General features: G+C 62.9%; 22 protein-coding genes. 17 read left to right on the top strand and 5 right to left on the bottom strand.

Translation table 11 applies throughout. The annotated features are described in order from the left end of the window. Positions 1 to 18 precede the first annotated feature (18 nt). Complete coding sequence (locus AWB76_RS06095) at positions 19 to 1,281, bottom strand: efflux RND transporter periplasmic adaptor subunit (protein ID WP_061159226.1); 1,263 nt, start codon at positions 1,279 to 1,281, stop codon at positions 19 to 21. A gap of 567 nt (positions 1,282 to 1,848) precedes the next feature. Continuing rightward, positions 1,849 to 3,258 (bottom strand): aminotransferase-like domain-containing protein, encoded by a 1,410-nt coding sequence (locus AWB76_RS06090; protein ID WP_061159225.1) that lies wholly within the window; start codon positions 3,256 to 3,258, stop codon positions 1,849 to 1,851. Between the two features lie 299 nt (positions 3,259 to 3,557). Here AWB76_RS06090 and AWB76_RS06085 point away from each other — a divergent pair, with 299 nt between their 5' ends. The 8 genes from AWB76_RS06085 (at position 3,558) to AWB76_RS06050 (ending at position 13,393) form a co-directional block, all read left to right on the top strand. Further along, positions 3,558 to 4,985: an amino acid permease gene (locus tag AWB76_RS06085; RefSeq protein WP_061159224.1), complete on the top strand. Its 1,428-nt coding sequence runs from the start codon at positions 3,558 to 3,560 to the stop codon at positions 4,983 to 4,985. Then, on the top strand, positions 4,985 to 6,217 hold the full coding sequence (locus AWB76_RS06080; protein ID WP_061159223.1) for an NAD(P)/FAD-dependent oxidoreductase: 1,233 nt from the start codon (positions 4,985 to 4,987) through the stop codon (positions 6,215 to 6,217). Before AWB76_RS06085 ends, AWB76_RS06080 begins: the two co-directional genes overlap by 1 nt. A gap of 94 nt (positions 6,218 to 6,311) precedes the next feature. After that, positions 6,312 to 7,463 (top strand): branched-chain amino acid ABC transporter substrate-binding protein, encoded by a 1,152-nt coding sequence (locus tag AWB76_RS06075; RefSeq protein WP_061159425.1) that lies wholly within the window; start codon positions 6,312 to 6,314, stop codon positions 7,461 to 7,463. Continuing rightward, positions 7,460 to 8,839: an ethanolamine ammonia-lyase subunit EutB gene (locus AWB76_RS06070; RefSeq protein WP_061159222.1), complete on the top strand. Its 1,380-nt coding sequence runs from the start codon at positions 7,460 to 7,462 to the stop codon at positions 8,837 to 8,839. Before AWB76_RS06075 ends, AWB76_RS06070 begins: the two co-directional genes overlap by 4 nt. Further along, positions 8,839 to 9,603 (top strand): ethanolamine ammonia-lyase subunit EutC, encoded by a 765-nt coding sequence (gene eutC / locus AWB76_RS06065; protein ID WP_061159221.1) that lies wholly within the window; start codon positions 8,839 to 8,841, stop codon positions 9,601 to 9,603. The genes AWB76_RS06070 and eutC overlap by 1 nt, the downstream gene beginning before the upstream one ends. A 253-nt stretch (positions 9,604 to 9,856) precedes the next feature. Further along, on the top strand, positions 9,857 to 10,162 hold the full coding sequence (locus AWB76_RS06060) for a DUF485 domain-containing protein (protein WP_061159424.1): 306 nt from the start codon (positions 9,857 to 9,859) through the stop codon (positions 10,160 to 10,162). Continuing rightward, positions 10,159 to 11,820 (top strand): cation acetate symporter, encoded by a 1,662-nt coding sequence (locus AWB76_RS06055; RefSeq protein ID WP_061159220.1) that lies wholly within the window; start codon positions 10,159 to 10,161, stop codon positions 11,818 to 11,820. The genes AWB76_RS06060 and AWB76_RS06055 overlap by 4 nt, the downstream gene beginning before the upstream one ends. A gap of 115 nt (positions 11,821 to 11,935) precedes the next feature. Beyond that, entirely contained in the window at positions 11,936 to 13,393 is a 1,458-nt protein-coding gene (locus tag AWB76_RS06050; RefSeq protein WP_061159219.1) for an NAD-dependent succinate-semialdehyde dehydrogenase, read from the top strand. Between the two features lie 63 nt (positions 13,394 to 13,456). Here AWB76_RS06050 and AWB76_RS06045 read toward each other — a convergent pair whose 3' ends face one another. Beyond that, a complete protein-coding gene (locus tag AWB76_RS06045) occupies positions 13,457 to 16,198 on the bottom strand; it encodes an MGH1-like glycoside hydrolase domain-containing protein (RefSeq protein WP_061159218.1) in 2,742 nt (913 codons plus the stop codon). 156 nt (positions 16,199 to 16,354) lie between these two features. Between AWB76_RS06045 and AWB76_RS06040 the strand changes: the two genes are divergently transcribed. Then, complete coding sequence (locus AWB76_RS06040) at positions 16,355 to 16,714, top strand: hypothetical protein (RefSeq protein WP_061159217.1); 360 nt, start codon at positions 16,355 to 16,357, stop codon at positions 16,712 to 16,714. Positions 16,715 to 16,841: 127 nt separating this feature from the next. Then, on the top strand, positions 16,842 to 17,708 hold the full coding sequence (locus AWB76_RS06035) for an NmrA family NAD(P)-binding protein (RefSeq protein WP_061159216.1): 867 nt from the start codon (positions 16,842 to 16,844) through the stop codon (positions 17,706 to 17,708). 32 nt (positions 17,709 to 17,740) lie between these two features. Here AWB76_RS06035 and AWB76_RS06030 read toward each other — a convergent pair whose 3' ends face one another. Continuing rightward, positions 17,741 to 18,859 carry an MBL fold metallo-hydrolase gene (locus tag AWB76_RS06030; protein WP_061159215.1) on the bottom strand — a complete coding sequence of 373 codons (1,119 nt, stop codon included), beginning with the start codon at positions 18,857 to 18,859 and terminating at the stop codon, positions 17,741 to 17,743. Between the two features lie 122 nt (positions 18,860 to 18,981). On the opposite strand from AWB76_RS06030, the gene AWB76_RS06025 reads away from it, so the two are divergent. The 3 genes from AWB76_RS06025 (at position 18,982) to AWB76_RS06015 (ending at position 20,648) form a co-directional block, all read left to right on the top strand. Beyond that, positions 18,982 to 19,596, top strand: a complete 615-nt coding sequence (locus AWB76_RS06025; RefSeq protein WP_061159214.1) for a TetR/AcrR family transcriptional regulator — start codon at positions 18,982 to 18,984, stop codon at positions 19,594 to 19,596. A 153-nt stretch (positions 19,597 to 19,749) separates the two neighbouring features. Continuing rightward, positions 19,750 to 20,016, top strand: a complete 267-nt coding sequence (locus AWB76_RS06020) for a hypothetical protein (RefSeq protein ID WP_157696067.1) — start codon at positions 19,750 to 19,752, stop codon at positions 20,014 to 20,016. A 125-nt stretch (positions 20,017 to 20,141) separates the two neighbouring features. Beyond that, positions 20,142 to 20,648, top strand: coding sequence for a ProQ/FinO family protein (locus AWB76_RS06015; RefSeq protein ID WP_061159212.1), 507 nt, complete (start codon positions 20,142 to 20,144; stop codon positions 20,646 to 20,648). Between the two features lie 138 nt (positions 20,649 to 20,786). Here the strand turns inward: AWB76_RS06015 and AWB76_RS06010 are convergent, their stop codons facing one another. Further along, the gene (locus tag AWB76_RS06010) at positions 20,787 to 21,941 is read right to left on the bottom strand and encodes a porin (protein ID WP_061159211.1); all 1,155 of its coding nucleotides are present in this window, start codon (positions 21,939 to 21,941) and stop codon (positions 20,787 to 20,789) included. 482 nt (positions 21,942 to 22,423) lie between these two features. Between AWB76_RS06010 and AWB76_RS06005 the strand changes: the two genes are divergently transcribed. The 4 genes from AWB76_RS06005 (at position 22,424) to AWB76_RS05990 (ending at position 24,865) form a co-directional block, all read left to right on the top strand. Beyond that, the gene (locus tag AWB76_RS06005; protein ID WP_061159210.1) at positions 22,424 to 23,041 is read left to right on the top strand and encodes a hypothetical protein; all 618 of its coding nucleotides are present in this window, start codon (positions 22,424 to 22,426) and stop codon (positions 23,039 to 23,041) included. A gap of 65 nt (positions 23,042 to 23,106) precedes the next feature. Next, complete coding sequence (locus AWB76_RS06000; RefSeq protein WP_244173237.1) at positions 23,107 to 23,346, top strand: hypothetical protein; 240 nt, start codon at positions 23,107 to 23,109, stop codon at positions 23,344 to 23,346. A 92-nt stretch (positions 23,347 to 23,438) separates the two neighbouring features. Next, positions 23,439 to 24,299: an oxidoreductase gene (locus AWB76_RS05995; RefSeq protein WP_061159208.1), complete on the top strand. Its 861-nt coding sequence runs from the start codon at positions 23,439 to 23,441 to the stop codon at positions 24,297 to 24,299. 2 nt (positions 24,300 to 24,301) lie between these two features. Further along, entirely contained in the window at positions 24,302 to 24,865 is a 564-nt protein-coding gene (locus tag AWB76_RS05990; RefSeq protein ID WP_061159207.1) for a hypothetical protein, read from the top strand. Positions 24,866 to 24,890: the final 25 nt, after the last annotated feature.

Below are 24,890 nucleotides of genomic sequence, written 5' to 3'. Positions count from 1 at the left end.
TCGTCAGATCAAATCACTTCACTTTTCAGTCCCGCCGCTTGCGTTCTTCGCTTCCCCGAGCGACGCTTCCTGCGCGCCCGAGGCCGGCGCGCCGCCCGCGGCGGGCGCGGAGACGACGCGAATCTGCGAATCGGCGCTGACGCGTATCGCGCCGTCGACGATCACGCGCTCGCCCGCTTTCAGGCCGCTCGTGATGAACCAGTCGTCGCCGTGCCATTCGCCGACTTCGACGACACGCTGATGCGGCTTCGACTGCTCGTCGAGCACCCACACGTAGTGGCTTTTCGCGCCCTGCAACACGGCGCGCTGCGGCACGAGAATCGCGTTGGGCCGCACTGCGCCCGCGACGCGCGCCTTCACGAACTGGCCGGGGCGCAGCGTGCCCTGCGGATTCGAGAACACCGCGCGCACGAGGAACGTGCCCGTCTCCGTGCTGAACGCCGGATTCGTGAAATCGATACGGCCGGTCTGCGGAAAGACGGAGCCATCGGCCTGGATGACGGTTACATCGAACTTGTTGTCGGGCGGAAACACCAACTGGCCTTTCTTGATCTGCTCGCGATACGTCAGCAATTCGTTTTCCGAGATGCTGAAGTTCACCCACATCGGATCGAGCTGGTAGACGTAGGTGAGCAGGCCGCCCTGCGTCGGCGTCACGTAGCTGCCTTCCTGCACGCGCGCGAAGCTGGAGAGGCCCTTGAGCGGCGAGCGGATCGTCGTGTAGCTCAGGTTCAGCTCGGCGGTCTGCACTTCGCCTTTCGCGGCGATGACGGCCGCTTCGGCGCTCTTCTCGTTGCCGATGGCGTCGTCGAGATCCTTCTTGCTCAACGCGTTCATCGCGGCGAGCGGCTTCACGCGCGCGAGATTCTGTTGCGTGACGAGCAGACGCGCCTGCTGTTGCGCGAGCGAACCCTTGGCGGTCTGCAGCGCGGCCTCGAAGGGGCGCTTGTCCATGATGAACATGACCTGATTGGCCGAGACGAGCGAGCCTTCGGTGTACATCCGCTTTTCGAGGAAGCCGTCGACGCGCGCGCGTATTTCGACTTCGCGCGAGCTTTGCGTCTGCGCGGTGAATTCGAATTGGACGGGCGTCGATTGCGCGGCGACGGTCACAGCGGTGACTTCGACGGCGGGCTTTTGTGCTTGCGGAGCCGGCTTCTTGCAAGCGACCAGCGAGAGCGACGCGATCGTGGCGGCTGCGACGAGCCGCAGCGCGCGCATGGAGCGCGACGGTTGAGCGAACGAGCAGCGATCCAGCATCTGTTCCGACACGAACGCCATAAGCGCCTCCCCGTTGGGATGGCCGATCGTTGATGAGCGAGCGCGCCTGAGAGGGCGCCTCGCCGCGACAATGCTCGCGGTGTGCGTCTCGACGAATGCGTACCTGGAGAGCGTGCGCTTCCCCGGGAGTGCCTCCGCCATGCGATGAAATCGCGCGGGACAGGACTTGATGGCGACGTCAGCGAGCGCGAGCCTGGTGCTTTTGATGTGTCGTAGCTGCCTCCGGTTTTGCGGTCGAGTTATAGCCAGAGATGCTCATGGTTCGCCACCGTGTAGCGTGTGACGTGCGTGACGAGTCTACTAATAGCTGAATACGGATGAAAACGCCATAGCGTTTAATGCCATTTCGACTGAACGCAGTCGATCGGAATACGTAGCGATTACTGAAATTTTGGCGGGTGCGGCTTGCCGCCCGCGAATGGCCGTCAGCGCAACGGCGCGCGCGATGGTTTGACCATCCGCCGGTTGATCGTGCCGGATTTTGAAATGATCAAGACAACTGTCGATGTCTTGCGTTGGACGATTTCGCGCCGCGTAAAGGCGCCCGGACTGCCGGGCGCCCGCGGGTCACAAATGTCCGAACAACGCCCGCGGCCGGTCCCTCAGCGTCCCGGCGAGCATCCGCAATCCGCTGACGAGCTGATCCCGGCTTTCCGCGCAGGCGAGATTGATGCGCACGCCGTGTTCGATCTCCGAGCGGTCCACCGCGAACGCCGACGACGGCATCACCACCACGCCGCGCGCCTTCGCATTCGCGGCGAAATCGTCCGCGCGCCACGGCAGCGGCAGCTTGAGCCACACAAACATGCACGCCGGATCGGATTGCAGAAACTCCTGCGGCAGCAGCTCCCGCGCGAGATCGTGCCGCGCGCGAATCTCCGCGAGCTGCGCGTTCATGATGTGCTGCGCGGTGCCGTCTTCCATCCAGACGGTCGCGATCAGCATCGACATCGGCGCGGGCATCCACGCTGTCGTCCGCACGGCCTCCGCACAAAGCGCCGCATTGTCCTGCGGACTCAGCAGATAGCCGAGCCGCAAGCCGGGCGCGAGGATCTTCGACGTCGCCGAAATGTGATACGTCAGCTCCGGGCACAGACTCGCGATGGTCGGCAGGCGTTGCGCGACGAGCGGGCCGTAGACATCGTCCTCGATGATCGCGACGCCATGCCGCCGCGCCACATCGACGAGCGCCATGCGCCGTTCCAGGCTCATCGTCGTGACGGTGGGATTCTGCAGATTCGGCACCGTGAAAATGGCCTTCACGGGCACGCGCTTGCACACGCGCTCGACCTCGTCGATAAGCAAGCCGTCGCGGTCGCTCGGAATGCCCACGATCTCGAACTGGAACACCGGCGCGAGCGCCTTCAGCCCGTAATACGTGAGCTGATCCGCGAGGATCACGCCATCCGTGCCGATGAGACTGTTGAGCACCGCATACAGGCCGTGCTGCGCGCCGCTCGTGACGACGACCTGATCCGCGCCCGGCGTGAATCCCGGCGCGCTCATCCAGCGCGCGCCGGCCGCGCGCGCCCATGACGGACCCTGCGGCGGCTGATATTCCTGCAACTGCACGAAGCGCGGATCGCGCGGCAGCTCGCCCATCGTGCGCGCGAGGCACGCGAGGAATTCGCCGGTCGCGGGCCGGTTGACCGTCAGATCGATGACCGAGCTGCCCGCGCTCGCAGGCGGCATCTCGACGCTCGGCATCGCGCCGCCGGTCACGAGCGAGCCGCGCCGCTTGCTGCCGATCACGAGGCCGCGCAACTGCAATTCCTTGTACGCGCGCGATACCGTCGACACATTGATGCCCAGTTCGCTCGCCAGTTGCCGCTGCGGCGGCAGACGGCTGCCCGGCGGATAGATGCCGCTGCGGATTTCCTTTTCGATGGAGCTGGACACCTCGATATAGGTCGAGCGCTTAGTCGTGCCGTCGGCTTCGCCGTTTGCGGTCAGCGTCTGATCCTTGTCGGAAGCCATGACTCTCTGTCTCCATACAAACTTTGCTTTGTCCGCGATTTGTGCGGAAGTCTGCCGATTCTAACCCAGACTACGCCCGACGCAACGCCTGGATAAGGCTTTCAGCGGCTTCGGGCCGCACTGCAAGACACGCTCCAATCTCCACTTAGGGAAAATCCCGGCACCACACAATAGCGTTTTTAATTGCACACAAAAAAATCTTGTGTGATTCTAAGATCAGAGTTTGTCTGGTGCGCGGTACGGTTTTGCGTCATCCGCGCTTCCGAATCATCCGATCTTTGTCCGCGGGAGATTTATCGATGTCCTTGCCTCAAACCTCTCAACCCACGCTAGGCTCGGCGCTGCGTCAGCGGCACGTCACGATGATCGCGCTCGGCGGCATCATCGGCGCGGGGCTGTTCGTCGGCAGCAGCGCGACGCTCGCGACCGTCGGTCCGGCGGCGTGCGTGTCGTACCTCGTCGCCGGCATCGTCGTGCTGATGGTGATGCGCATGCTCGGCGAAATGGCGCTCGCCGTGCCGGGCGTCGGCTCGTTCACCGAATACGCGCGCATCGGCCTCGGCAACTGGGCGGGCTTCACGAGCGGCTGGCTCTACTGGTATTTCTGGGTGATCGTCGTCGCCGTCGAAGCGGTCGCCGGCGCCGCGATATTGCAGCGCTGGATACCCGCGCCGGTGTGGGTCATCGGCCTCGTGCTGCTGTCCGTGATGACCGTTATCAACCTCCTCTCGGTAAAGTCGTACGGCGAATTCGAGTTCTGGTTCGCGTCGATCAAGGTCGCGGCAATCATCGCGTTCATCGCGATTGGCGCGGGCTATCTGCTCGGCTTCGGGCACACGGGCAGCGCCGTAACGCATCTCACCGGCAATCGCGGCTTCCTGCCGTTCGGCGCGATGTCCGTGTTCGCCGCCGTGCCGACCGTCATCTTCGCGGTGGGCGGCGCGGAAATCGCGACCATCGCCGCGGCGGAATCCGATGATCCCGCGAAAAGCGTGGCCGCGATGACGCGCTCGGTCATCCTGCGCGTCATCACGTTCTACGTGGGCTCGCTGTTCCTGATCGCGTGCATCGTGCCGTGGGGCAGCATCGTGACGGGACACTCGCCGTTCGTCGCCGCACTGGAGACGATGCGCATTCCCTACGCCGCCGACATCATGAACGCGATCGTGCTCGTCGCCGTGCTGTCCGCGCTGAACTCGGGCTTGTATGTGTCGTCGCGCATTCTGTTCCGTCTCGCCGAACGCGGCGATGCGCCGAAGTCGCTGCTCAAGCTCACGCCGAACAAGGTGCCGCGTCTCGCGGTGGTGCTGTCGAGCATCGTGGGCTATGTGGCGATCATCGCGGCGATCGTGTCGCCGCAGGGCGTGTTCCTGTTCCTCGTGAACGCATCGGGCGCGGTGATGCTGTTCGTCTATCTCGCGACGGCGCTCGCGCAAATCCGCATCCGCCGCCGCATTCAGCGCGAAGCGCCCGAGCGTCTCACGCTGAAGATGTGGCTTTTCCCGTGGCTGTCGTATGCGGTCGTGTTCGCGATCGTCGGCGTGCTCGCGGCGATGGGCGCGGACCACGAACTGCGTCCGCAGTTGATGGCGAGTCTCGCGAGCCTCGCGGTGGCGTCGGCGGCGTACTTCGTCGCGGCGAAGCGTCATCATCGTCATGAAGCAAGCGAAGCGGCGACGGGCTTCCTGTCGCAAGACAATCAGCTCGCATGGAAGGGGCAGGACTGATGTCGAATGTAGCGATCATCGGCGCGGGGTTCATCGGCATGGCGAGCGCGGCCTGGCTCACGCGCGACGGTCACAGCGTCACGCTGTTCGATCCGTCGGGCGTGGCGCAGGGCGCGTCGTTCGGCAACGCGGGCACGTTCGCGCCGTACGGATGCGTGCCGGTGAACAATCCGTCCGTGTTCCGCGATATCCCGCGCTTTCTGCTGTCGAACGACAGCCCGTTCAGATTGCGCTGGAGTTATCTGCCGCAACTCGCGCCGTGGCTCGCGCGCTTTCTGATGAGCTCGCGTCGCGCGAATTTCGAAACGAGTGCGACGGCGTTGGCCGCGTTGTTATCGCGTGCGCAGGAAGGTTATGCGCCCTTGCTCGACGATGACGACCTGAAGCGCTTCGTCAAGCCGCGCGAGTGCCTGTATCTCTATTCGAGCGCGGCTTCATTCGATGCGTCGCGCGATTCGCTCGCACTGCGCGAAAGACTCGGCGTCGGCTTCGACGTGCTCGACAGCGGCGCGATCCGCGAGCTCGAACCACAGCTCGCGCCGATCTTCGCGCGCGGCGTGCTGTTTCGCGATAGCTGGCATTTCAGCGATCCCGCCGGTTTTCTGCAGGCTTTTTATGAGCGGCTCGCGGCACGCGGCGCGCGGCTCGAACGCATGAAAGTCGATGCGATCGAGCCGGGCGCGCAAGGCGTCGCGCTGCGCATGAACGGCGGCGCGCACCGCTTCGATCATGTCGTCATCGCGACGGGCGCGCGTTCGCGCGAGTTCGCGCATCAATGCGGCGATCGCGTGCCGCTCGATACCGAACGCGGTTATCACGTGCGGTATGCATCGGCATCGGCCCTGATATCGCGGCCGTGCGGCTGGGCCGAACGCGGCTTCTACATGACGCCGATGAGCGATGGCATTCGCGTCGCGGGCACGGTCGAGCTCGCGGGCTTCACCGAGGAACGCAATCGCGCGCTGCTCGATCTCGTCACCGTGTCGTCGAAGCGCGCGTTGCCCGCGCTCGGCGCGCCCGATCGCGAATGGCTCGGCTTTCGCCCGACGCTGCCCGATGGCGTGCCGGTCATCGGCGCATCGAAGGCGAGCGAGCGCGTCGTGTATGCGTTCGGGCATCAGCATCTGGGTTTGACGCTCGCGGGTGTGAGCGGACGCATCGTCGCCGATCTGATCGCGCGGCGCGCGCCACCGCTCGATCTCGCGAGCTATCGCGCGTCGCGTTTTCACTGAGCACGACGCGCATTCGGATCAGGCCCGCCGGCGGTGTCGCGCCGCGAGCGGGCCGTACATGACTGGCGCGACATCAACCATGTGGAGCACGAACATGACCCGCCGCTTTATGCTTTCGAGCCTTGCCGCCGGCGTGCTTGCCGCGTATATGCCGATGTCGTGGGCCGCCGATCCCGAGGTCGTCAAGATCGGATTCGCCGGGCCTTTGACGGGACCGGTCGCACGCGTCGGCAAGGACTTGCAGTACGGCGCGCAACTCGCGATCGATGAAGAGAACGCCAAGCATCCGACCGTGGGCGGCAAGCCCGTGAAGTTCGAACTGGAAGTGTATGACGATCAGGCCGATCCGCGCGTCGCGATTCAGGTCGCGCAGAAAGCGGTGGATAGCGGCATCGTCGGCATGATCGGGCATTACAACTCGGGATGCAGCATTCCGGCTTCGGCTGTCTATCATCAGGCGAATGTCGCGATGATCACGCCCGGATCGACGAATCCGCAACTCACGAAACAAGGCTTCAAGAACGTATTCCGCACGATGGGCCACGACGGCGTGGGCGGCGTGGTGGCGGGGCGCTTCGTCGTGGAACAGATGAAGCCGAAGCGCATCGGCATCATCGACGATCGCACCGCGTTCGGGCAAGGTCTCGCCGATGCCTTCGAGAAAGGCGTGAAGGATGCCAACGGCAAGGTCGTCGCGCGTGAATACACGAACGACAAGGCCGTGGACTTCCGCGCGATTCTCACGACGATGAAGAGCCAGAACGTCGATCTGCTTTTCTTCGGCGGTCTCGACGAACAAGGCGCGATGCTCGTCAAACAGATGCGCTCGCTCGGCATGACGACGCAGCTTTTCGGCGCGGGCGCGTTGAAGAGCAACGCGTTCCTGCAGATCGCGGGCACGTCGGGCAACGGCACGCAGGATCTCGAACCCGGCCCCGCGCTCGACAAATTGCCCTCCGCGCAGGCATTCGGCAAACGCTACAAAGCGCGATTCAATCAGGATGTCGAACTATATGCGCCGTTCGCTTACGACGCCGCGCTCGCGATGATCAAGGCCGTCCACGACGCGAACTCGCTGGATCGCGCCAAGGTCGTCGATGCGCTCGCCAAGGTCAATGTGGAAGGCGTGACGGGCAAGATTTCGTTCGATCCGTACGGCGATCTGATCAAGCCGCCCTATACGCTCTTCGAAGTGGAGCAGGGGCAATGGAAGAGCCTTAAGACGGTCGGCGGGAACGGCGTATGAGTTTCAGCGAAACCGTAGGCGTTCGCACGTATCGTTTCGACGATCTGAGGACGCTTCTGGCGAAAGCGAGTCCGCGACGTTCCGGCGACGAACTCGCGGGCATCGCCGCCGCGACGGAAGAAGAGCGCGCGGCGGCGAAGCTGGCGTTGTCGGCGGTGCCGTTGCGCGCGTTCATCGAAGATGCACTGATTCCGTATGAAGACGATGAAGTCACGCGCCTCATCATCGACGAGCATTCGCAAGAGGCGTTCGCCGCCGTGTCGCATCTCACGGTCGGCGAGTTCCGAGAATGGCTGCTCGCCGATTCCACCGATACGGCTGCGCTCGTCGCGGTGTCGCAAGGACTGACGCCGGAGATGGTCGCTGCCGTATCGAAGCTGATGCGCAATCAGGATCTCATTCTCGCGGCGAAGAAGCGGCCGGTCGTCACGCGCTTTCGGAACACCGTGGGATTGCCGGGACACATGTCGGTGCGGCTGCAACCGAATCATCCGACGGACGATGTGCAGGGCATCGCCGCTTCGATGATCGACGGCCTCATGTACGGCTGCGGCGACGCGATGATCGGCATCAATCCCGCGTCCGATTCGCCGCAAGCTATCGGCAAGCTGCTCGCGATGATGGACGCATTCCGCGAACGCTACGACGTGCCGACGCAAACCTGCGTGCTCACGCACGTGACCAACACGCTCGCGGCGATCGAAAATGGCGCGCCTGTCGATCTGGTGTTTCAGTCGATCGCGGGCACGCAGAAGGCGAATCAATCGTTCGGCATCTCGCTCGCGTTGTTGCAGGAAGCGTATGAAGCGGGCTTGTCGCTGCAACGCGGGACAGTCGGCGAAAACCTGATGTACTTCGAGACGGGCCAAGGCAGCGCGTTGTCGGCGAATGCGCATCATGGCGTCGATCAGCAGACGTGCGAAGCGCGCGCCTATGCCGTTGCGCGCAAGTTCGAGCCGTTTCTCGTGAATACCGTGGTGGGCTTCATCGGTCCGGAATATCTCTATGACGGCAAGCAGATCATTCGCGCGGGACTCGAAGATCATTTCTGCGCGAAGCTGCTCGGCGTGCCGATGGGTTGCGACGTGTGCTACACGAATCACGCGGAAGCCGATCAGGACGACATGGACACGCTGCTCACGCTGCTCGGCGCGGCCAACGTGAACTTCATCATGGGCGTGCCCGGCGCCGACGATGTCATGCTGAATTATCAGAGCACGTCGTTTCATGACGCGCTCTATGTGCGCGACGTGCTCGGCCTGAAGCGCGCACCGGAATTCGAAGAGTGGCTGCGCGCGATCCAGATCACGAATGCGCGTGGCATGCTTCAGACGCGCACGGAGTGGCCCGCATTGAACGACTGGATGAGGGCGTGATGAGCGTCAGCGCGAACCCCTGGGAAGCATTGCGCCGTTTCACCGATGCGCGCATCGCGTTGGGACGCGCGGGCAGCAGCGTGCCGACCGCGCCCCTGCTCGCGTTCAATCTCGCGCATGCGCAGGCGCGCGACGCCGTGCATCGGCCGCTCGATGTCGCGTCGTTGCTGCACGAGTTGGACTCGAAGCGATTCGCGTGTGCGTCGGTGTGCAGCGCGGCCGCGTCGCGCGACGTCTATCTCCGTCGGCCCGATCTCGGCCGCATGTTGAGCGACGAGAGCGCCGCACGCCTCGACACGCATGAGAAAGATGCGGACCTCGTCTTCGTCATCGCCGATGGATTGTCGTCGAACGCGGCGTCGATGCATGCGATACCGCTCATCGAAAAGACGATGGCGCGGCTCGACGGATGGCGCATCGGCCCGGTCGTCGTCGCGACGCAGGCGCGCGTGGCGCTGGGTGACGGCATCGGGTCGATATTGAAGGCGCGCATCGTCGCCGTGTTGATCGGCGAAAGGCCCGGGCTGAGTTCGCCCGCGAGTCTCGGTGTTTACGTGACCTACGATCCCGTTCAGGGCCGCAGCGATGCCGAGCGCAACTGCATATCGAACGTGCGTCCTGAAGGACTTGCTTACGACGCGGCCGCGTTCAAGCTCGCCTATCTCCTGAACGAAGCGCGCGCCCGCAAGCTGACGGGCGTCGGCCTGAAGGACGACAGCGCAACGGCGCTGCCCGAGCGAACGATCGATCGCCTATCGCGCTGATAGACGCGCTCGATGCTTCGCGTAAACCCCGCCGAAAGAAAACGTCTCGCGTAAGAAACGGGTAAGCGGATGCTTTTACCTTAGTCTCCAGCGCATCGGAATCTCAATTCGACTCGAAAGCGGTGCGCGGAAATATCGCATGACGTCCCCGTCCGGGGATTCCCCATTTATACGCATCGCTGATCGTTCGCGCGCAGGCCCGAACGCGGGCGCCCTCGCACGCGGAGAAGAGACACTCATGCAGGAGACGGAAATGGATCTCAGGATCGTGGAAAAAATCAAGTCGAGCGCCGCCTACGGCGAACTCGTGAGCAAGCGCTCGAAGCTCGGCTGGACGTTGACGGCGCTCGTGCTGATCGTCTACTACGGCTATGTGCTGCTCATCGCGTTCAACAAGGATCTGCTCGCCGCGAAGATGGGCGCGGGCGTGATGACGTGGGGCATGCCGATCGGCCTGTTCGTGATCGTCTTCACGGTCGTCATCACGGGACTCTACGTGCGCCACGCCAACAGCACGTACGACGAACTCACCGACAAGATCAAGCGGGAGGCCGCATGAACTCGCAACGAATTTTCGCCGCGGGGGCGCTCTTCGCCGCATCCGCCAGCGCTTTTGCAGCGGGCGGCGATCTCGGTCAGGCCGTCAAGCAGCCGACCAACTGGACCGCGATCTGCATGTTCATCGCGTTCGTGATCGCGACGCTCTTCATCACCAAATGGGCCGCGAAGAAAACGCGCTCGGCTGCGGAGTTCTACACGGCGGGCGGCGGCATCACCGGCTTTCAGAACGGTCTCGCGATCGCGGGCGATTTCATGTCGGCGGCCTCGTTTCTCGGCATATCGGCGGCGGTGTACAGCAACGGCTACGACGGTCTGATCTATTCGATCGGCTTTCTCGTCGGCTGGCCGATCATCACGTTCCTGATGGCGGAGCGTCTGCGCAATCTCGGCCGCTTCACGTTCGCCGATGTCGCCGCGTATCGCTTCAAGCAGACGCCGATTCGCGCGTTCGCGGCGTCGGGCACGCTCGTTGTCGTCGCGTTCTATCTGATCGCGCAGATGGTCGGCGCGGGACAGCTCATCAAGCTGCTGTTCGGCCTCGAATACTGGATCGCAGTCGTGATCGTCGGCGCGCTGATGATGGTGTACGTGCTCTTCGGCGGCATGACGGCGACGACCTGGGTGCAGATTATCAAGGCCTGTCTGCTGCTTGCGGGCGCTTCGTTCATGGCGTTCATGGTGCTGTGGCAATTCCACTTCAGCCCCGAGGCGCTGTTCGCGAAGGCCGTCGACGTGCACGAGAAGAAGGCATCGATCATGGGTCCGGGCAACTTCATCAAAGACCCGATTTCGGCGATCTCGTTCGGCATCGCGCTGATGTTCGGCACGGCGGGCCTGCCGCATATCCTGATGCGCTTCTTCACCGTGCCGAACGCGAAGGAAGCGCGCAAGTCGGTGTTCTGGGCGACGACGTGGATCGGTTACTTCTACATTCTCACGTTCATCATCGGCTTCGGCGCGATCGTGCTGGTGAGCACCAATCCGATGTTCAAGGATGCCGGCGGCAAGCTGCTCGGCGGCACGAACATGGCGGCGGTGCATCTGGCGAGTGCGGTCGGCGGCAATGTGTTCCTCGGCTTCATCTCGGCGGTTGCCTTCGCGACGATTCTCGCGGTGGTCGCGGGTTTGACGCTCGCGGGCGCATCGGCGGTGTCGCATGATCTCTATGCGACCGTGTTCAAGAAGGGCAAAGCATCGAGCGCGAGCGAACTGCGTGTGTCGCGTATGACCACGATCGTGCTCGGCATCGTCGCGGTCGTGCTCGGCATCGTGTTCGAGAAGCAGAACATCGCGTTCATGGTGTCGCTCGCGTTCGCGGTGGCGGCATCGGCCAACTTTCCGGTGCTCTTCATGTCGGTCTTGTGGCGCGGCTGCACGACGCGCGGCGCGGCGGTCGGCGGCTTTCTCGGCCTGCTTTCCGCGGTCGTGATGACGATCCTCTCGAAAGCCGTGTGGGTCGATGTGTTCCACTACGCGAGTGCGCCGTTCCCGTATGCGTCGCCCGCGTTGTTCTCGATGGCGATCGGCTTCATCGGCATCTGGCTCTTCTCGGTGACGGACAAGTCGGCGCGGGCGCGTGTGGACAAGGCCGGCTTCGAAGCGCAGGCCGTGCGCTCCGAGACGGGCATCGGCGCGGTGGAGGGCGCGAGCCATTGATGTGATGTTCGTGCTGTAACGCGCGCGGTATTCATATACCGGAGATGCCGCGCGCGTCCGAATGGCGAGTAAAAAATGCGTTAAGCTCGAAGCGCCAAACGCATTGGAGCGAGCCATGGAACTGCAGTGCCCCAGTCTTTTCGAGCAATCGGCGTATATCGGCGGCGCGTGGGTCGACAATACTTCGCTGCCGCGTGTGCCCGTCACCAATCCTTCGTCAGGCGAAATCATCGGCTCGGTGCCGCAGGTCACGGCGGAACAGGTGGCCGAGGCCATCGAGTGCGCGAATGCGGCATTGCAGGACTGGCGTGGCTGGAGCAGTCGCGAACGGGCATCGGTGCTGCGCGAGTGGGGGCGGCTCGTCGAACATCATCGCGACGATCTCGCCATCATTCTGTGCAGCGAGCAAGGCAAGCCGCTGCACGAAGCGCGCTCCGAGATCACGCAGGCCGCGAACTATCTCGACTGGTTCGCGGAGGAAGCGCGCCGCATCTACGGCGACAACATTCCCGCACCCCGGCGCAATCAGCGTATTCGCGTGCTGCATCAGCCGATCGGCGTGTGCGGCGCGATCACGTCGTGGACCTTTCCCTCTTCGATGGTCGCGCGACGCGTCGGCGCTGCGCTCGCGGCGGGCTGCACGGTCATTCATCATCCCGATCCGCAGACGCCTTTCTCCGCGCTCGCATTGTGCGTGCTCGGCGAGAATGCGGGCTTGCCGCGCGGTGTGCTGTCCGTGTTGACGGGCGAGGGCGAGCCGATCAGAAGCACGCTGCTGGCGAGCGCCGATGTGCGCAAGGTTTCGTTCACCGGTTCCATCGAGGAAGGCAAGCGATTGATGACCTTGTGCGCGCCCACGGTGAAAAAAATGTCGCTGGAACTGGGCGCGAACTGTCCGTTCATCGTGTTCGAAGATGCCGATATCGACCTCGCCGTGAAAGGCGCGCTCGATGCGCGTTTCCGTCATTCGGGCCAGGCCGCGATGTGCGCGAATCGCTTCTTCGTGCATGAGGACGTGTACGAGACTTTCGTCTCGAAGCTCGTGTCGAAGGTCGCGTTGCTCAAGGTGAGCGACGGGCTGGACGAGGGCGCGCAGATCGGTCCGCTCATCGGCGAGGCGGCGGTGACGCGCGTCGAAAGTCTCGTCGATGAAGCGGTGAAGCTCGGCGCGACGGTCGCGGCGGGCGGCTCGCGTGTGGCGCCGGGATCGAATTTTTTCCGGCCGACGGTGCTGACGGGCGTCGATCCGTCGATGGGCGTGTGCGGCGACGAAGTGCTCGGGCCGATTGCGAGCGTGCTGCCATTCAGGGACGAGGACGACGTCATCACGCTCGCGAACGACACGCGCACGGGCCTCGCGGCTTACTTCTACACGGCGGATATCAGCCGCGCGTTCCGCGTGATGGAGGCGCTGGAATGCGGCGTCGTGGGCGTGAACGATAGCCTTGTGTTCAACGAAGTCGCGCCGTTCGGCGGCATCAAGGAATCGGGGATGGGGCGCGAAGGGGCGTCGTCGGGCGTGGAGGAGTATCTGGAGGCGAAGTATGTTTGTTTTGGGAATCTGGAGCGGTGATTCTCCGCTCACCGGGATTTTCCTGTCGCCTGCCGGTGAGCGTCGCATTCTTGCGTTGACGCGTCATCGTCCCAACTCGGCGCTGGCCTCCTCATGCAGACGCACGGTCATCACAGGCGCTTCCGGCCCCGTATGCGATAACTTCATCAGACGCGGTTGCAGCAGCAATGCGACGAGCCCGCTCCATCCCGTCTGATGCGAAGCGCCGACACCGCGCCCATTGTCGCCATGAAAGTACTCGTGAAAGAGAATGAGATCCTGCGAGCGCGGATCGGCTTGCAGCTTCGGATAGGCGGCCATCACCGGGCGCTTGCCCTCGGCGTCTTTCATAAAGAGCATGCTGATGCGTCGTGACAGATCATCGGCGATTTCGCTCAACGAATGCATCTTGCCCGAGCCCGTCGGATGCTCGACGCGAAACTCATCGCCGTAATAGCGATGAAACTCGTAAAGCGATTCGATCAGCAAATAGTTGACCGGCATCCAGATCGGTCCGCGCCAGTTCGAATTGCCGCCGAAGACGCGCGAGTCCGATTCCGCGGGCAGATATCGGATGCAGACATTCACGCCATCGTGATCGAAGATATAGGGCTTGTCGCAATGCACCCGGGACAGCGCGCGCACGCCATACGCGGACAGGAATTCGGCTTCATCCAGTGTGCGGCGCAAGAGCGCTTTCATGCGATGCCCGCGCAACAGCGATAGCAACGTGGTGTTGCCTTTGCCCGGTTCGGTCCAGCGCGATACGAGCTTCGCGAGATTCGGCCTGTGATCGAGAAACCAGACGAGGCGTTCACGAAGGCCCGGCAGGTCGCCGTACACGCTTTCTTCGAGCACATGCACGGCGAAGAGCGGAATCAATCCGACGATCGATCGAATGCGCATCGGCACGCGCGCGCCGTTCGGCAAATGCAATACATCGTAGAAGAATTCGTCGCTGCCATCCCATAGGCCGGTGTTGCAGACTTCGCCGCAACTCACGGCTTCAGCGATATACAGAAAGTGCTCGAAGAACTTCACCGCGATCTCGACATACGAGTCGTTCGTCATCGCGAGTTCGAGGCCGATCTGCATGAGATCGAGCGCATACGATGCCATCCATGCGGTGCCATCCGCCTGATCGATGCGCCCGCCCGTCGGCAGCGGCTGCGAGCGGTCGAATATGCCGATGTTGTCGAGCCCGAGAAAGCCGCCCTGAAAGATGTTGCGGTCGTCGGCGTCCTTGCGGTTCACCCACCATGCGAAGTTGAGCAGGAGCTTGTGGAACATCACTTCGAGAAACGCGTGATCGCCGATGCCCGTCATCTCGCGATCGAGCTCGTACACGCGCCACGTCGCCCATGCGTGAACGGGCGGATTCGCATCGCCGAATGCCCATTCATACGCGGGCAGTTGCCCGTTCGGATGCATGTAGCGCTCTTTCACGAGCAGCAATAACTGCTTCTTCGCGAAGTCGGGATCGATGGTCGCGAACGCGACCGCATGAAACGCGAGATCCCACGACGCGTACCACGGATACTCCCATTTGTCCGGCATCGACACGATGTCGCCATTGCACATATGCCGCCAGTCCGCATTGCGGCCATGCCGGCGTTCTCTTGGCGGCGTCGGCTGGCCCGGATCGCCGTCGTGCCAGCGCGTGACATCGAACTGGTAATACTGCTTCGTCCAGAGCATGCCGGCGAGCGCCTGACGTTGCACGAGACGCGCGTCGGCATCGTCGATATCGTGCTGCAGCGTCGCATAGAACTCGTCGGCTTCCGCTTCGCGGCGCGCGAAGAGTTGCGCCAGATCGAGCGGCGGATCGTTCGAAACCGATGCAGGGCGCCAGCGCAGATAAATCACGGACTGTTCGTGCGGTCCGAGTTGCAGACACACATGCGCGGCGCTGCGCGTGCCATGATCGCGCCGGATCGCCTGTTCGTCGCCTTCGACGAGATAGTCGTTGAAGCCATCCTTGAATGGTCCTGCGCCTTCCATGCCAAAGATGCGACGAACGTTCGTTTCGTTTTCACAGAAGAGCCATTCGACGGGCGCTTGCGCCGAGGCCGTGACGAACATCGTCCCATGCGAAGGATTGTGCGCGACGACGCGCGCGCCTTCTCGCGCATCGTGTTCGAGCTTCAACGATGGCTTGCCCCATTTGCTCGACCACGTCCATCGGTTGCGGGCCCAGAACTGCGGCAGCACGTGAAGCGTTGCAGCTTCGTTCGCGCGATTCTCGATCGACACGCGCATCACGATGTCATCCGGCGCGTGCTTCGCATATTCGATGCAGACGTCGAAGTAGCGGTCATCATCGAAGACGCCGGTGTCGAGCACTTCGTATTCCGGCTGATCGGGACCGCGCCGCCTGTTCTCGTCGACGAGTTGCTGATACGGATACGCATCGTGCGGATACTTGTACAACATCTTCATGTACGAGTGCGTCGGCGTGCCGTCAATGTAGAAGTACAGCTCCTTCACATCCTCGCCGTGATTGCCTTGCTCGTTCGTGAGGCCGAAGAGCCGCTCCTTGATGATCGGATCGCGCCCGTTCCACAGCGCGAGCGATACGCACCAGTCGAGCGGGTCGTCGCCGAATCCGCCGATGCCGTCTTCTCCCCAACGATACATACGGCTGCGCGCATGGTCGTGCGGAAAGTAGTCCCATGCGGTGCCGTATTCGCTGTAGTCTTCGCGGACCGTGCCCCATTGGCGTTCGCTCAGATAGGGTCCCCACCGGCGCCACTCGCTCAGATCGGCGCCGTGCAGACGCGAGCCTTCCTTCGTTTGCAGCAGATGGATTGCGCGTAACGGTGGCATGCGACCTCCGATCCGGTTGCTTATTCAGATACGTTCGATGCGCGGTTTTCCGATGATAAGCGTCATCGCGCAGCGGCGTATTCGAATTCGATGGTGCAGGATGCGATGGGATCGTCGCGCGCGTAGTATCGAGGATAGCCGGTGAAGGAGGGCGCCATGAACGATCGGCGTGCGGTGATGCTTGCGTCGATAGCGGGAATGCTCATGCTGGCGGGCATGTCGAACGTCGACGCAAGAACGATCAAGGTCATTTCTGGAACATACGGCGCGAACTGTGGCGCCGCGAGCGGCAACGCGACGCGCGATCTTACGCGTCAGTGCGACGGCCGCGACACCTGCGAATACGTGCCGAACCGGCAGCACATCAGCGACGCAACGCAATCCTGCAAGAAGGATCTCCAGGCCGACTGGCGTTGCACCGACACCGAAATGCACACCGCGATGCTGAGTCCGGAAGCGGGCGCGAACAGCACGCTCGTGCTGAGTTGCATCGAGCAGAGCGGGCCGGGGCATTGAGCATCAGTGCAATCTATCCGATGACGTGGCGTCATCAATCCCATAACCGTCGAGTCATTTTTTTCCGCAGGTTCGAGCCATAACATGCGATCCGTCGAAGTCAAACGAATCGCAAAGGAGTCGGACCATGTATGTCGTCACTGGAATTACCGGGCAAGTCGGCAGCGCGCTCGCCGAGGCGCTGTTGAAAGCGGGAAAGCCCGTGCGCGCCGTCGTGCGAAATGAGAACAAAGGTGCGGTTTGGTCGGCGCGGGGCTGTGAAGTCGCACTCGCCACCATGAGCGATGCCGATGCGCTCGCCCGCGCCTTCGAAGACGCGCAAGCCGTGTTCATTCTTCCGCCGCCGGAATTCGATCCTGCGCCGGGCTTTCCCGAAGCGCGTGAAGTCATCGATGCGATCATCGCGGGCATCGCGCGTGCGAAGCCTCGCAGAATCGTGTGCCTGTCGACGATCGGCGCGCAGTCCATACACACCAATCTTCTGACCCAACGCACGCTGCTCGAAGACGCGCTGCGCAAGCAAGCGGTCCCCGTCACGTTTCTGCGTCCGGGCTGGTTCATGGAGAACTGCGCGTGGGACGTCGATTCGGCGCGCAATACGGGCGTCGTGCAATCGTTTCTGCATCCGCTCGATCGCGCGATTCCGATGATCGCCACCGATGACATCGGCGAACTCGCGGCGAAGCTCATGCAACAAGAATGGACGGGCGTACGTATCGTCGAGCTGGAAGGGCCGCAGCGCACGAGTCCAAACGATATCGCCGCAGCATTCGCCGTCGTGCTCGGCAAGCCGGTGCGCGCGCAGGCCGTGCCGCGCGACACATGGGAAGCGCTGTTCGTGAGTCAGGGCATGCAGCATCCGATGCCGCGCATTCAGATGCTCGACGGCTTCAACGAAGGCTGGATCGACTTCGAAGGGCGTCACGACGATATCGTCAAGGGCAAGACGCCGCTCGTCGATGTGATTCGCAAACTCGTCGCGCGTCAGTCGTGATCAGGCGCCGCTCTCTTCGCGATGAGCGGCGATTACTCCGCTTCGCCGGCCCGCGAAGCGCACATGCGCCACGATGACACCGGCTTCGGCGAATCGGCCGCTTCGCGCCACCAGCGCTCGCCACGATGCGGCGCTTCGAGATCGAGCCGCTCGCCCATGCGCGGCGTCGCCACCGCGACGCCGCGCGCGAGGGCGACACCCGTCACGCGCTCGAAAGGCTCCTGCCACGCGTGCATCGCGAGATCGAACGTGCCGTTGTGAATCGGCACGAGCCAGCGTCCGCGCACATCAATATGCGCCTGCACTGTTTCCTCGGGCTGCATATGAACGTACGGCCATTGCGCATCGTATGCGCCCGTTTCGATCAGCGTCACGTCGAACGGGCCGAGGCGCTCGCCGATCGTCCTGAAACCGTCGAAATAGCCCGTGTCCCCGCTGAAAAACACGCGCATGTCATCGTCGACGATGACCCACGACGCCCACAGCGTGCTGTTGTTATCGAAGAGGCTGCGGCCGGAGAAATGCTGCGCGGGTGTCGCAGTGAAAGCGAGATCGCCGATCTGCGCGCTCTGCCACCAGTCGAGCTGGCGAACTTTCGATGCATCGATGCCCCATTCGATCAGACGGTCGCCGACACCCAACGGCGTGAGGAAAACCTCCGTCGACGCGGCGAGCGCGAGCACGGTGTCGCGATCGAGATGATCGTAGTGATCGTGCGACAGGATCACCCCGCGCAACGGCGGCAGATCGTCCAGCGCAACGGGCGGCGCATGAAAGCGCTTCGGCCCCACGCGCTTGAACGGCGACGCGCGTTCGCCGAACACGGGATCGGTCAGCCAGTATTCGCCGCACAGTTTGAAGAGGAGGGTCGAGTGACCGAGGCGAAACAGACTTCGATCCGGCGCGGCGGCGAGTTGCGCGCGCGTGAGCGTATCGACGATGGGCGTCTGCGTCGGCACCGTATTACGCGGCTTGTTGAGCAAGATGTTCCACATGATGCGCAAGGTCTTGCCGAGACCTTCGGCAGGACGCGGCTTCACATTGCGAAAACGCTCGCCGTCATGTTGCGGCGACGCGCTCGACAATGCGCGGCCGCGTTTGGCTGCGGCAAGACCCAGGGCACGGCTGATGCGATCGGCGAACGAAGTCATGAGGCATGAGCGAGCGTGAGCCCGAAGCGGAAAGTAGACTGCACAGTGTAGTTTAAATCCGAGAAAAAAGTAAACCGCGCGGTGTAAAATATGGGGATGGATTCAACCGGCATTCGACTGACATGAACGACATTCCCCAACGCCTGACCGACCGCAAGCGCGCCGCTATCGTGAACGCGGCCGTGGAGGAGTTCATCGCGGCGGGCTACGAGGCGACCAGCATGGACCGCATCGCCGCGCGCGCGGGCGTTTCCAAGCGCACGGTCTATAACCACTTCGAGAGCAAGGAGGCGCTTTTCGCGGCAATCCTGCATCGGCTGTGGGATGCAAGCGAAACGGGCGATGCACCCGTCTATCGCGCCGATGAACCGCTGCGCGCGCAATTGCTCGCCTTGCTCGCGCGCAAGCTGCGGCTCATGAACGACGAGGCGTTTCTATCGCTCGCACGCGTGGCGATCGCCGCCGGAATACATTCGCCGGAGCGTGCGCGCGACATGGTGGCGCGCATCGGCGAGCGCGAGGAAGACGTGACGGCGTGGATCAGACAGGCCGCCGCCGATCACCGGCTCGCAGTCAAGGACCCGGTCTTCGCCGGGCAGCAACTGCATGGAATCGTGAAGGGTTTCGCGTTCTGGCCGCAAGTGACGATGGGCCAGCCGCCGCTTTCGAAGAAGGAGCAAAAGAAGGTGGCGGAAGCGGCCGCCGATATGTTCCTCGCGCGCTATGAACGTGCATAGAAAGGCTGTCTGAACAGCCGAACGTTCATGCCAAATTCAAGTGTTCGTAAGCGCGCGGGTATATGTTGTAGGAGTGCGCGTATTGTTGCGCACCTGATTCACCTGACGGCTCTATCGTCAGGCAGTGGTAAGCCTTCGTTGAAGGAGAAAGTCATGAAGACCGTCCTCGTTACGACCACGCTCGTGGCCGCGTTTTCACTCGTGAACCTCACTCAGGCTCAAGAGCCGTCCGATACCTTGCAGTCCATTCCCGCTTCCAGCCAACAGAACGCGCAGAGTGCCGAACCATCCGCCGATGCAGCCTACGGCGGCGCCGCGATGGGGCAGAGCGCGAGCGGCGGAGCATCGAAGCGGACCGCAGGCACGCCCAACAATTGCAGTCCGCAACCCTTCTGCAACGTCTATTCAGGCGGACAATAAGTGCAACCCGAGAGCCGGTCTTTTCGGATCCCATGCTCATTCGAAACGGCCGACTGCACCGCGCGCAATGAGGCCGTCACCGGAGGCTGTTAAAATCCCGGTACGTTTTCTACGGGCACGATGTGATGGGTTTCGAACAACTCGCCGGACTGAAAGAGCAACTCGCAAAACAGGCTGCCAGCAACGCAGCGAAAAAGAAGGCGCCGCGCGTGCGGCGTCCCGCGCCGGCGGGCGCGTCGAAGGCGGCGGCTCCGTCCAGACCCGCCGCGGCGCCATCGAAGCCGGTGGACCCCGTTGTGCATACCATCGGAAAGCTGCAAAAGCGTTTTCCCTTGGCGTTTCCGAAGAATCCCGCGCCTAAGGTTCCGCTGAAGGTCGGCATTTTCGAGGATCTGATGAAGCACGCGGAAGAGCTCGGCCTCAACGAGAAAGAACTGCGCGGCGCGATCAAGGTCTGGTGCCGTGGCAACCGCTACTGGACCAGCCTCGTGCAGGGCGCGCCGCGCATCGACCTCGCGGGTGCCGCAGCGGGCGAAGTATCGCCGGCGGACGCGGAACGCGCCGTGTATCTGGAAACGAATCGTCTGGCGCGGTCGGCATCCGCGCCGAAGCCTGCCGAATCCACGAAGTAACGCGACACGTCGCGCGCAGTCTGATCCGCGCGCGACATTTTTTTCGAGCGGAAATAATTAGCTATCCAAAGTAATAACGCAAAAAAAACGCGATGCCAGATTGCTCCGGCATCGCGCTTCGTCTGAATCAAACGTCGGTCAGAACTTGTGACGCAGACCGATGCGCGTCACGAACTGCGTGTTCGCGCCCGCATTGCCGATGAACGACGACGATGAGCCGATCTCCGCCTGCACCGGCGTGCCGTTGTTGCTGCCCGAGGCCTTCTGGTACGCGCCGCTTGCGTAGACATCGGTGCGCTTCGACAGCGCGTAATCGACCACGGCGTTGACCTGATGCCACTTGCCATCGAAGTTGCCGCCGAGGTCCGAGAACGTGTAGCCGAGGCCGGCGCTCAGAGCCGGCGTGAAAGCGTACTTGCCGCCGATTTCATAGTTGTTCAGGTTCGACGATGCAGCCGTGATCGGCTCGAACTTTGTATGCGTCCAGTTCGCCCAGATCGTCGCGGCGGCGATCATGTAGCGCGCGCCGATGCCGTACGTCTCGAGATCACGCAAACCGCCGGTGTTCACGTTCGCGATGCTCACGCTGAAGGGCGGCGTTGCGCCATTCGGGAAGCGGATGTTGGTGTATGCCGCGCCGATGCCGAACGGACCTTGCGCATAGTTCAAACCGAAGCTGTACGCGCTCGATGACCCTTGCACTGCCGTCGCGCCGGTGGCCGTCGTGGGCGAGCCGGCGAAGTTCGTCGAGTTCGAGAAGCCGTACATCGCGCCGAACGTCACGCCGTAGAAATTCGCGCTGCTGAACTTGACCGAGTTGTTGATGCGGCTCGAGGTCAGTTGATCCAGATCGTTGATGTGGTACGCGTAGTTGCCGGCGGGCGTCTGGCTGCCCATCGTGTAGCTGCCGCCGAGATAGTCCGTCGAGAACGAGTATTGACGGCCGAAGGTCAGCGAACCGTATTCCTTCTTCGCCAGCCCGACATACGCCTGACGGCCGAACAATGCGCCGCCTTGGCCGAGCGTGCCGTCGCCGCTGTTGAAGCCGCTTTCGAGCACGAAGATCGCCTTGAGGCCGCCGCCCAGATCTTCCGTGCCACGCAGGCCCCAGCGGCTGCCTTGCGCGACGCCGTCGCCATATTTCACGACGCCGTCGTGGCCGGTCGAGGTCGCGACCTTGTTCGCATACGTGATGCCGGCATCGATGATCCCGTACAGCGTGACGCTGCTTTGCGCGTGCGCTGCGATGCCGAACATGCCGATGACGGCGGCCGCTACGATGTGCTTCTTCATTTTTCTTTTCCTTGGTGTCGTCCGCGTGATTGCGGATGCCGCTCGACGCGGCCCGATTGAGGAATGCCGCAGCGCATGCATTGAGCGCGAGCGCGGCCATCCCGGCTTCGCGTGAAAAATCGCGCGAAGGTCGAGTGCTTCGTGATGTGCAGGGCATTTCGTCGAAAGAAGCGGGAGATGTCCCGCTGCCTAGAAAGCAGGCGAGTAGCGTTGCCTCGACGACCCGAGCGGTGACTGACGCTATAGCGACAGGAATATAGCGCTTCGTCAGGCATTGGTAAATTTGCGTAACGCTCGTTGTAGTATTTCTTCCACAGAAGCGTCACATACGGGTCGTTGATCGTTCACCTAGCCGCCGCAACTAACGGTCTATCCCATTTCGTCTCGGCAAGCAGGCGCGCGCATTGCAACGCAGAGCGCGGCAACATGCAAGCAAGCCAGATCGGCCTTTGGGCCGAACTCAAAAAATAACGGGAGACGCCATGAGCGAGCACAAACACCCCGACGCATGCCGAGTGGGCGTCGCGTTCATCGAAGCGCAAGTCACGACGCTTCATGCGTACGCTAGCCTGCTGTCCGACTGGATCGAGCGCGGCGCGCCGCCGCCCGACTTCGCAAAGGCGCGGCTGCTGCTGGCGCGAAGACGTTCGAATCCCGAGGCGCACACGCACAGCGAGGACGGCACGCCAACCAAGCATCCTCCGCCAGAAGACGCGCTCTCGTGGCGATCGCTCGATACGGCCGATAAACGCATCGCGTTTGCGCTGATCGTTCCGTGCACGAATGCGATTCTCGCTGTCGCCGAGTATTTCGATAGTCATCGGCTGTCGGCATCACGTGCGCCCGAAGTGCAATTTCTCATGCGTCTGCGCGATGCGGCGGTGAACGGCAATACGTTCAGTCTCGCCGGCGACGACTACATGCCGCACGCCGCCTATGCGGGACTGATCGTCGATCATTCGCTGGACGGCACGCTGCTCTTCAGCGATGGCGTGAAGCCGGGTTTCATCGAATTCGGCGATACGGTCGGCTTGCTTCGCTATCTCGCGAAGCTTTTGAAGAGCATGCAATCCGTGATCAGTGCGGGCGATGCCGGATGACGCCGGGCGCGAAGTTTGCGCATACATCGGCGACAACTTACCGGCTTACGCAAATGGACGAATCGATGAAACGCCTGAGGGAAAGAATCGCGAAGCAGATCGCACAGCGCGAGGCGGCGCTCATGTCCATGCGTGAAAGCGCGACGCTTGCGCCTACCAAACACGATCGCGAACGTATTCTTCTGACGCTTGCTGTGCTCGACGAAGAACTCGCCGGATGGAAGAAGATCGCGGCGCGCATCGAGCAGGCGGTGCTGCTCGAGCCGCGGAATCATCGCGCGATACGCATGCCGGCGCTGCGATAAATCACGCGCCGTCCTTTCAAAGTGTCGCTCGAGCAGGCGCGTCGAATTTGCTTCAACATGGAGTGAGGTCCCCACTACATGGAAAAACGCAAATGTCCGCTTCCAACGGCAATTACGCTACGCCAGTCTGGTTCATTACCGGATGCTCGACCGGCTTCGGCCGCGAACTGGCGTCCGCCGTCATCGACAAGGGCTGGCGCGCGGTCGTGGCGGCGCGCAATCCGGATAGCGTGAGCGATATCGTCGAACGTAGCCAAGGCCGCGCGATCGCGGTGCGTCTAGACGTCACGCGCGCCGATGAAATCAAATCCGCCATCGACGCTGCCCATGCCGCGTTTGGCCACATCGATGTGCTCGTGAACAACGCCGGCTTCGGTTATCTCTCAGCCGTGGAAGAGGGCGAAGACGGCGAAGTGCGCGCGATGTTCGAAGCGAATTTCTTCGGCGCCGCCGCGATGATCCGGGCCGTGCTGCCCCGCATGCGTGAGCGTCGCTCGGGGCATGTCGTCAATATCACGTCGGTGGGCGGGCTCGTCGGCAATCCGGGAAGCGGCTATTACGCGGCGACCAAGTTTGCGCTCGAAGGGCTGGGCGAAGCGCTCGCGCGCGAAACCGAAGGGCTCGGCATCAAGGTCACGGCGGTCGAACCGGGCCCGTTCCGCACGGACTGGGCGGGGCGGTCGCTGAAGCAGACGCGCAATCCGATCGACGATTACGCGCAGACCTCGGGCACGCGGCGCGCGGCCATCGCGGAGCGCAGCGGCAAGCAGCCGGGCGATCCGGCGCGCGCGGCGCAGGTCATCATCGAAGCGGTCACATCGCCCGAGCCGCCGGGACATCTCGTGCTTGGCGGCCCCGGACTCGAACTGGTGCGCACCAAACTCGCGAAGCTCAACGCGGATATCGAAGCATGGCAGGCGCGCAGCGAGTGGACCGATCACCCCGGACAGTGACCATGAAGCGGCTCGGCGCGCAAGAACAGCGCATCCTCTCGCTCGTCGCCGACGACGCCGCGCAACTGCATGTCGCGCCGCCGCGCGTGCGCTTCGTGACGACGTCGAGCGGGCCGTGCTACGAAGCCTTGTTCAACTGCATCGAACTCGATCGCGCCACGCTGGCGCTGCCGGAGCCGTTGCTGCAAATCGTCGTGGCGCATGAAGTCGGTCACGCGACGCAACGCAAGAGAATGCTCCTCGATTTCGCGTGGACGATGCTATCGGTCATGGCGCTGCTGTCGCTACCCTGCATCGTCTTCGCGACATCGTCCGATGAAGACGTGTGGCGCGTCAGCGTTCCCGGCTTCGGCTTCGTGCTGGCATTCTTCGCGTGCGCGAGACTCCGGCGCGCGCGCGACGCAAAACGCGCGGCCGCATTTGAACTGGATGCCGACGCGAAAGCCGCATTGCTGTGCGGGCCTGCATCGGCGCTGGCGGCGCTCGAAGCAATGGCGACGCGCGGACATATCGACGCCGCGCGTCTCGATGCCATGCGCGCGCGACTCGCACCGACTTCGCAATAATTGCCGCACGCATCGAGCGCTGCGG

Origin of the sequence: Caballeronia temeraria, from assembly GCF_001544795.2 — a bacterium.
Taxonomy (GTDB): Bacteria; Pseudomonadota; Gammaproteobacteria; order Burkholderiales; family Burkholderiaceae; genus Caballeronia; species Caballeronia temeraria.
The sequence above is the reverse complement of the archived record's forward strand: the minus strand, read 5'-3'. Positions and strand labels throughout refer to the sequence as shown.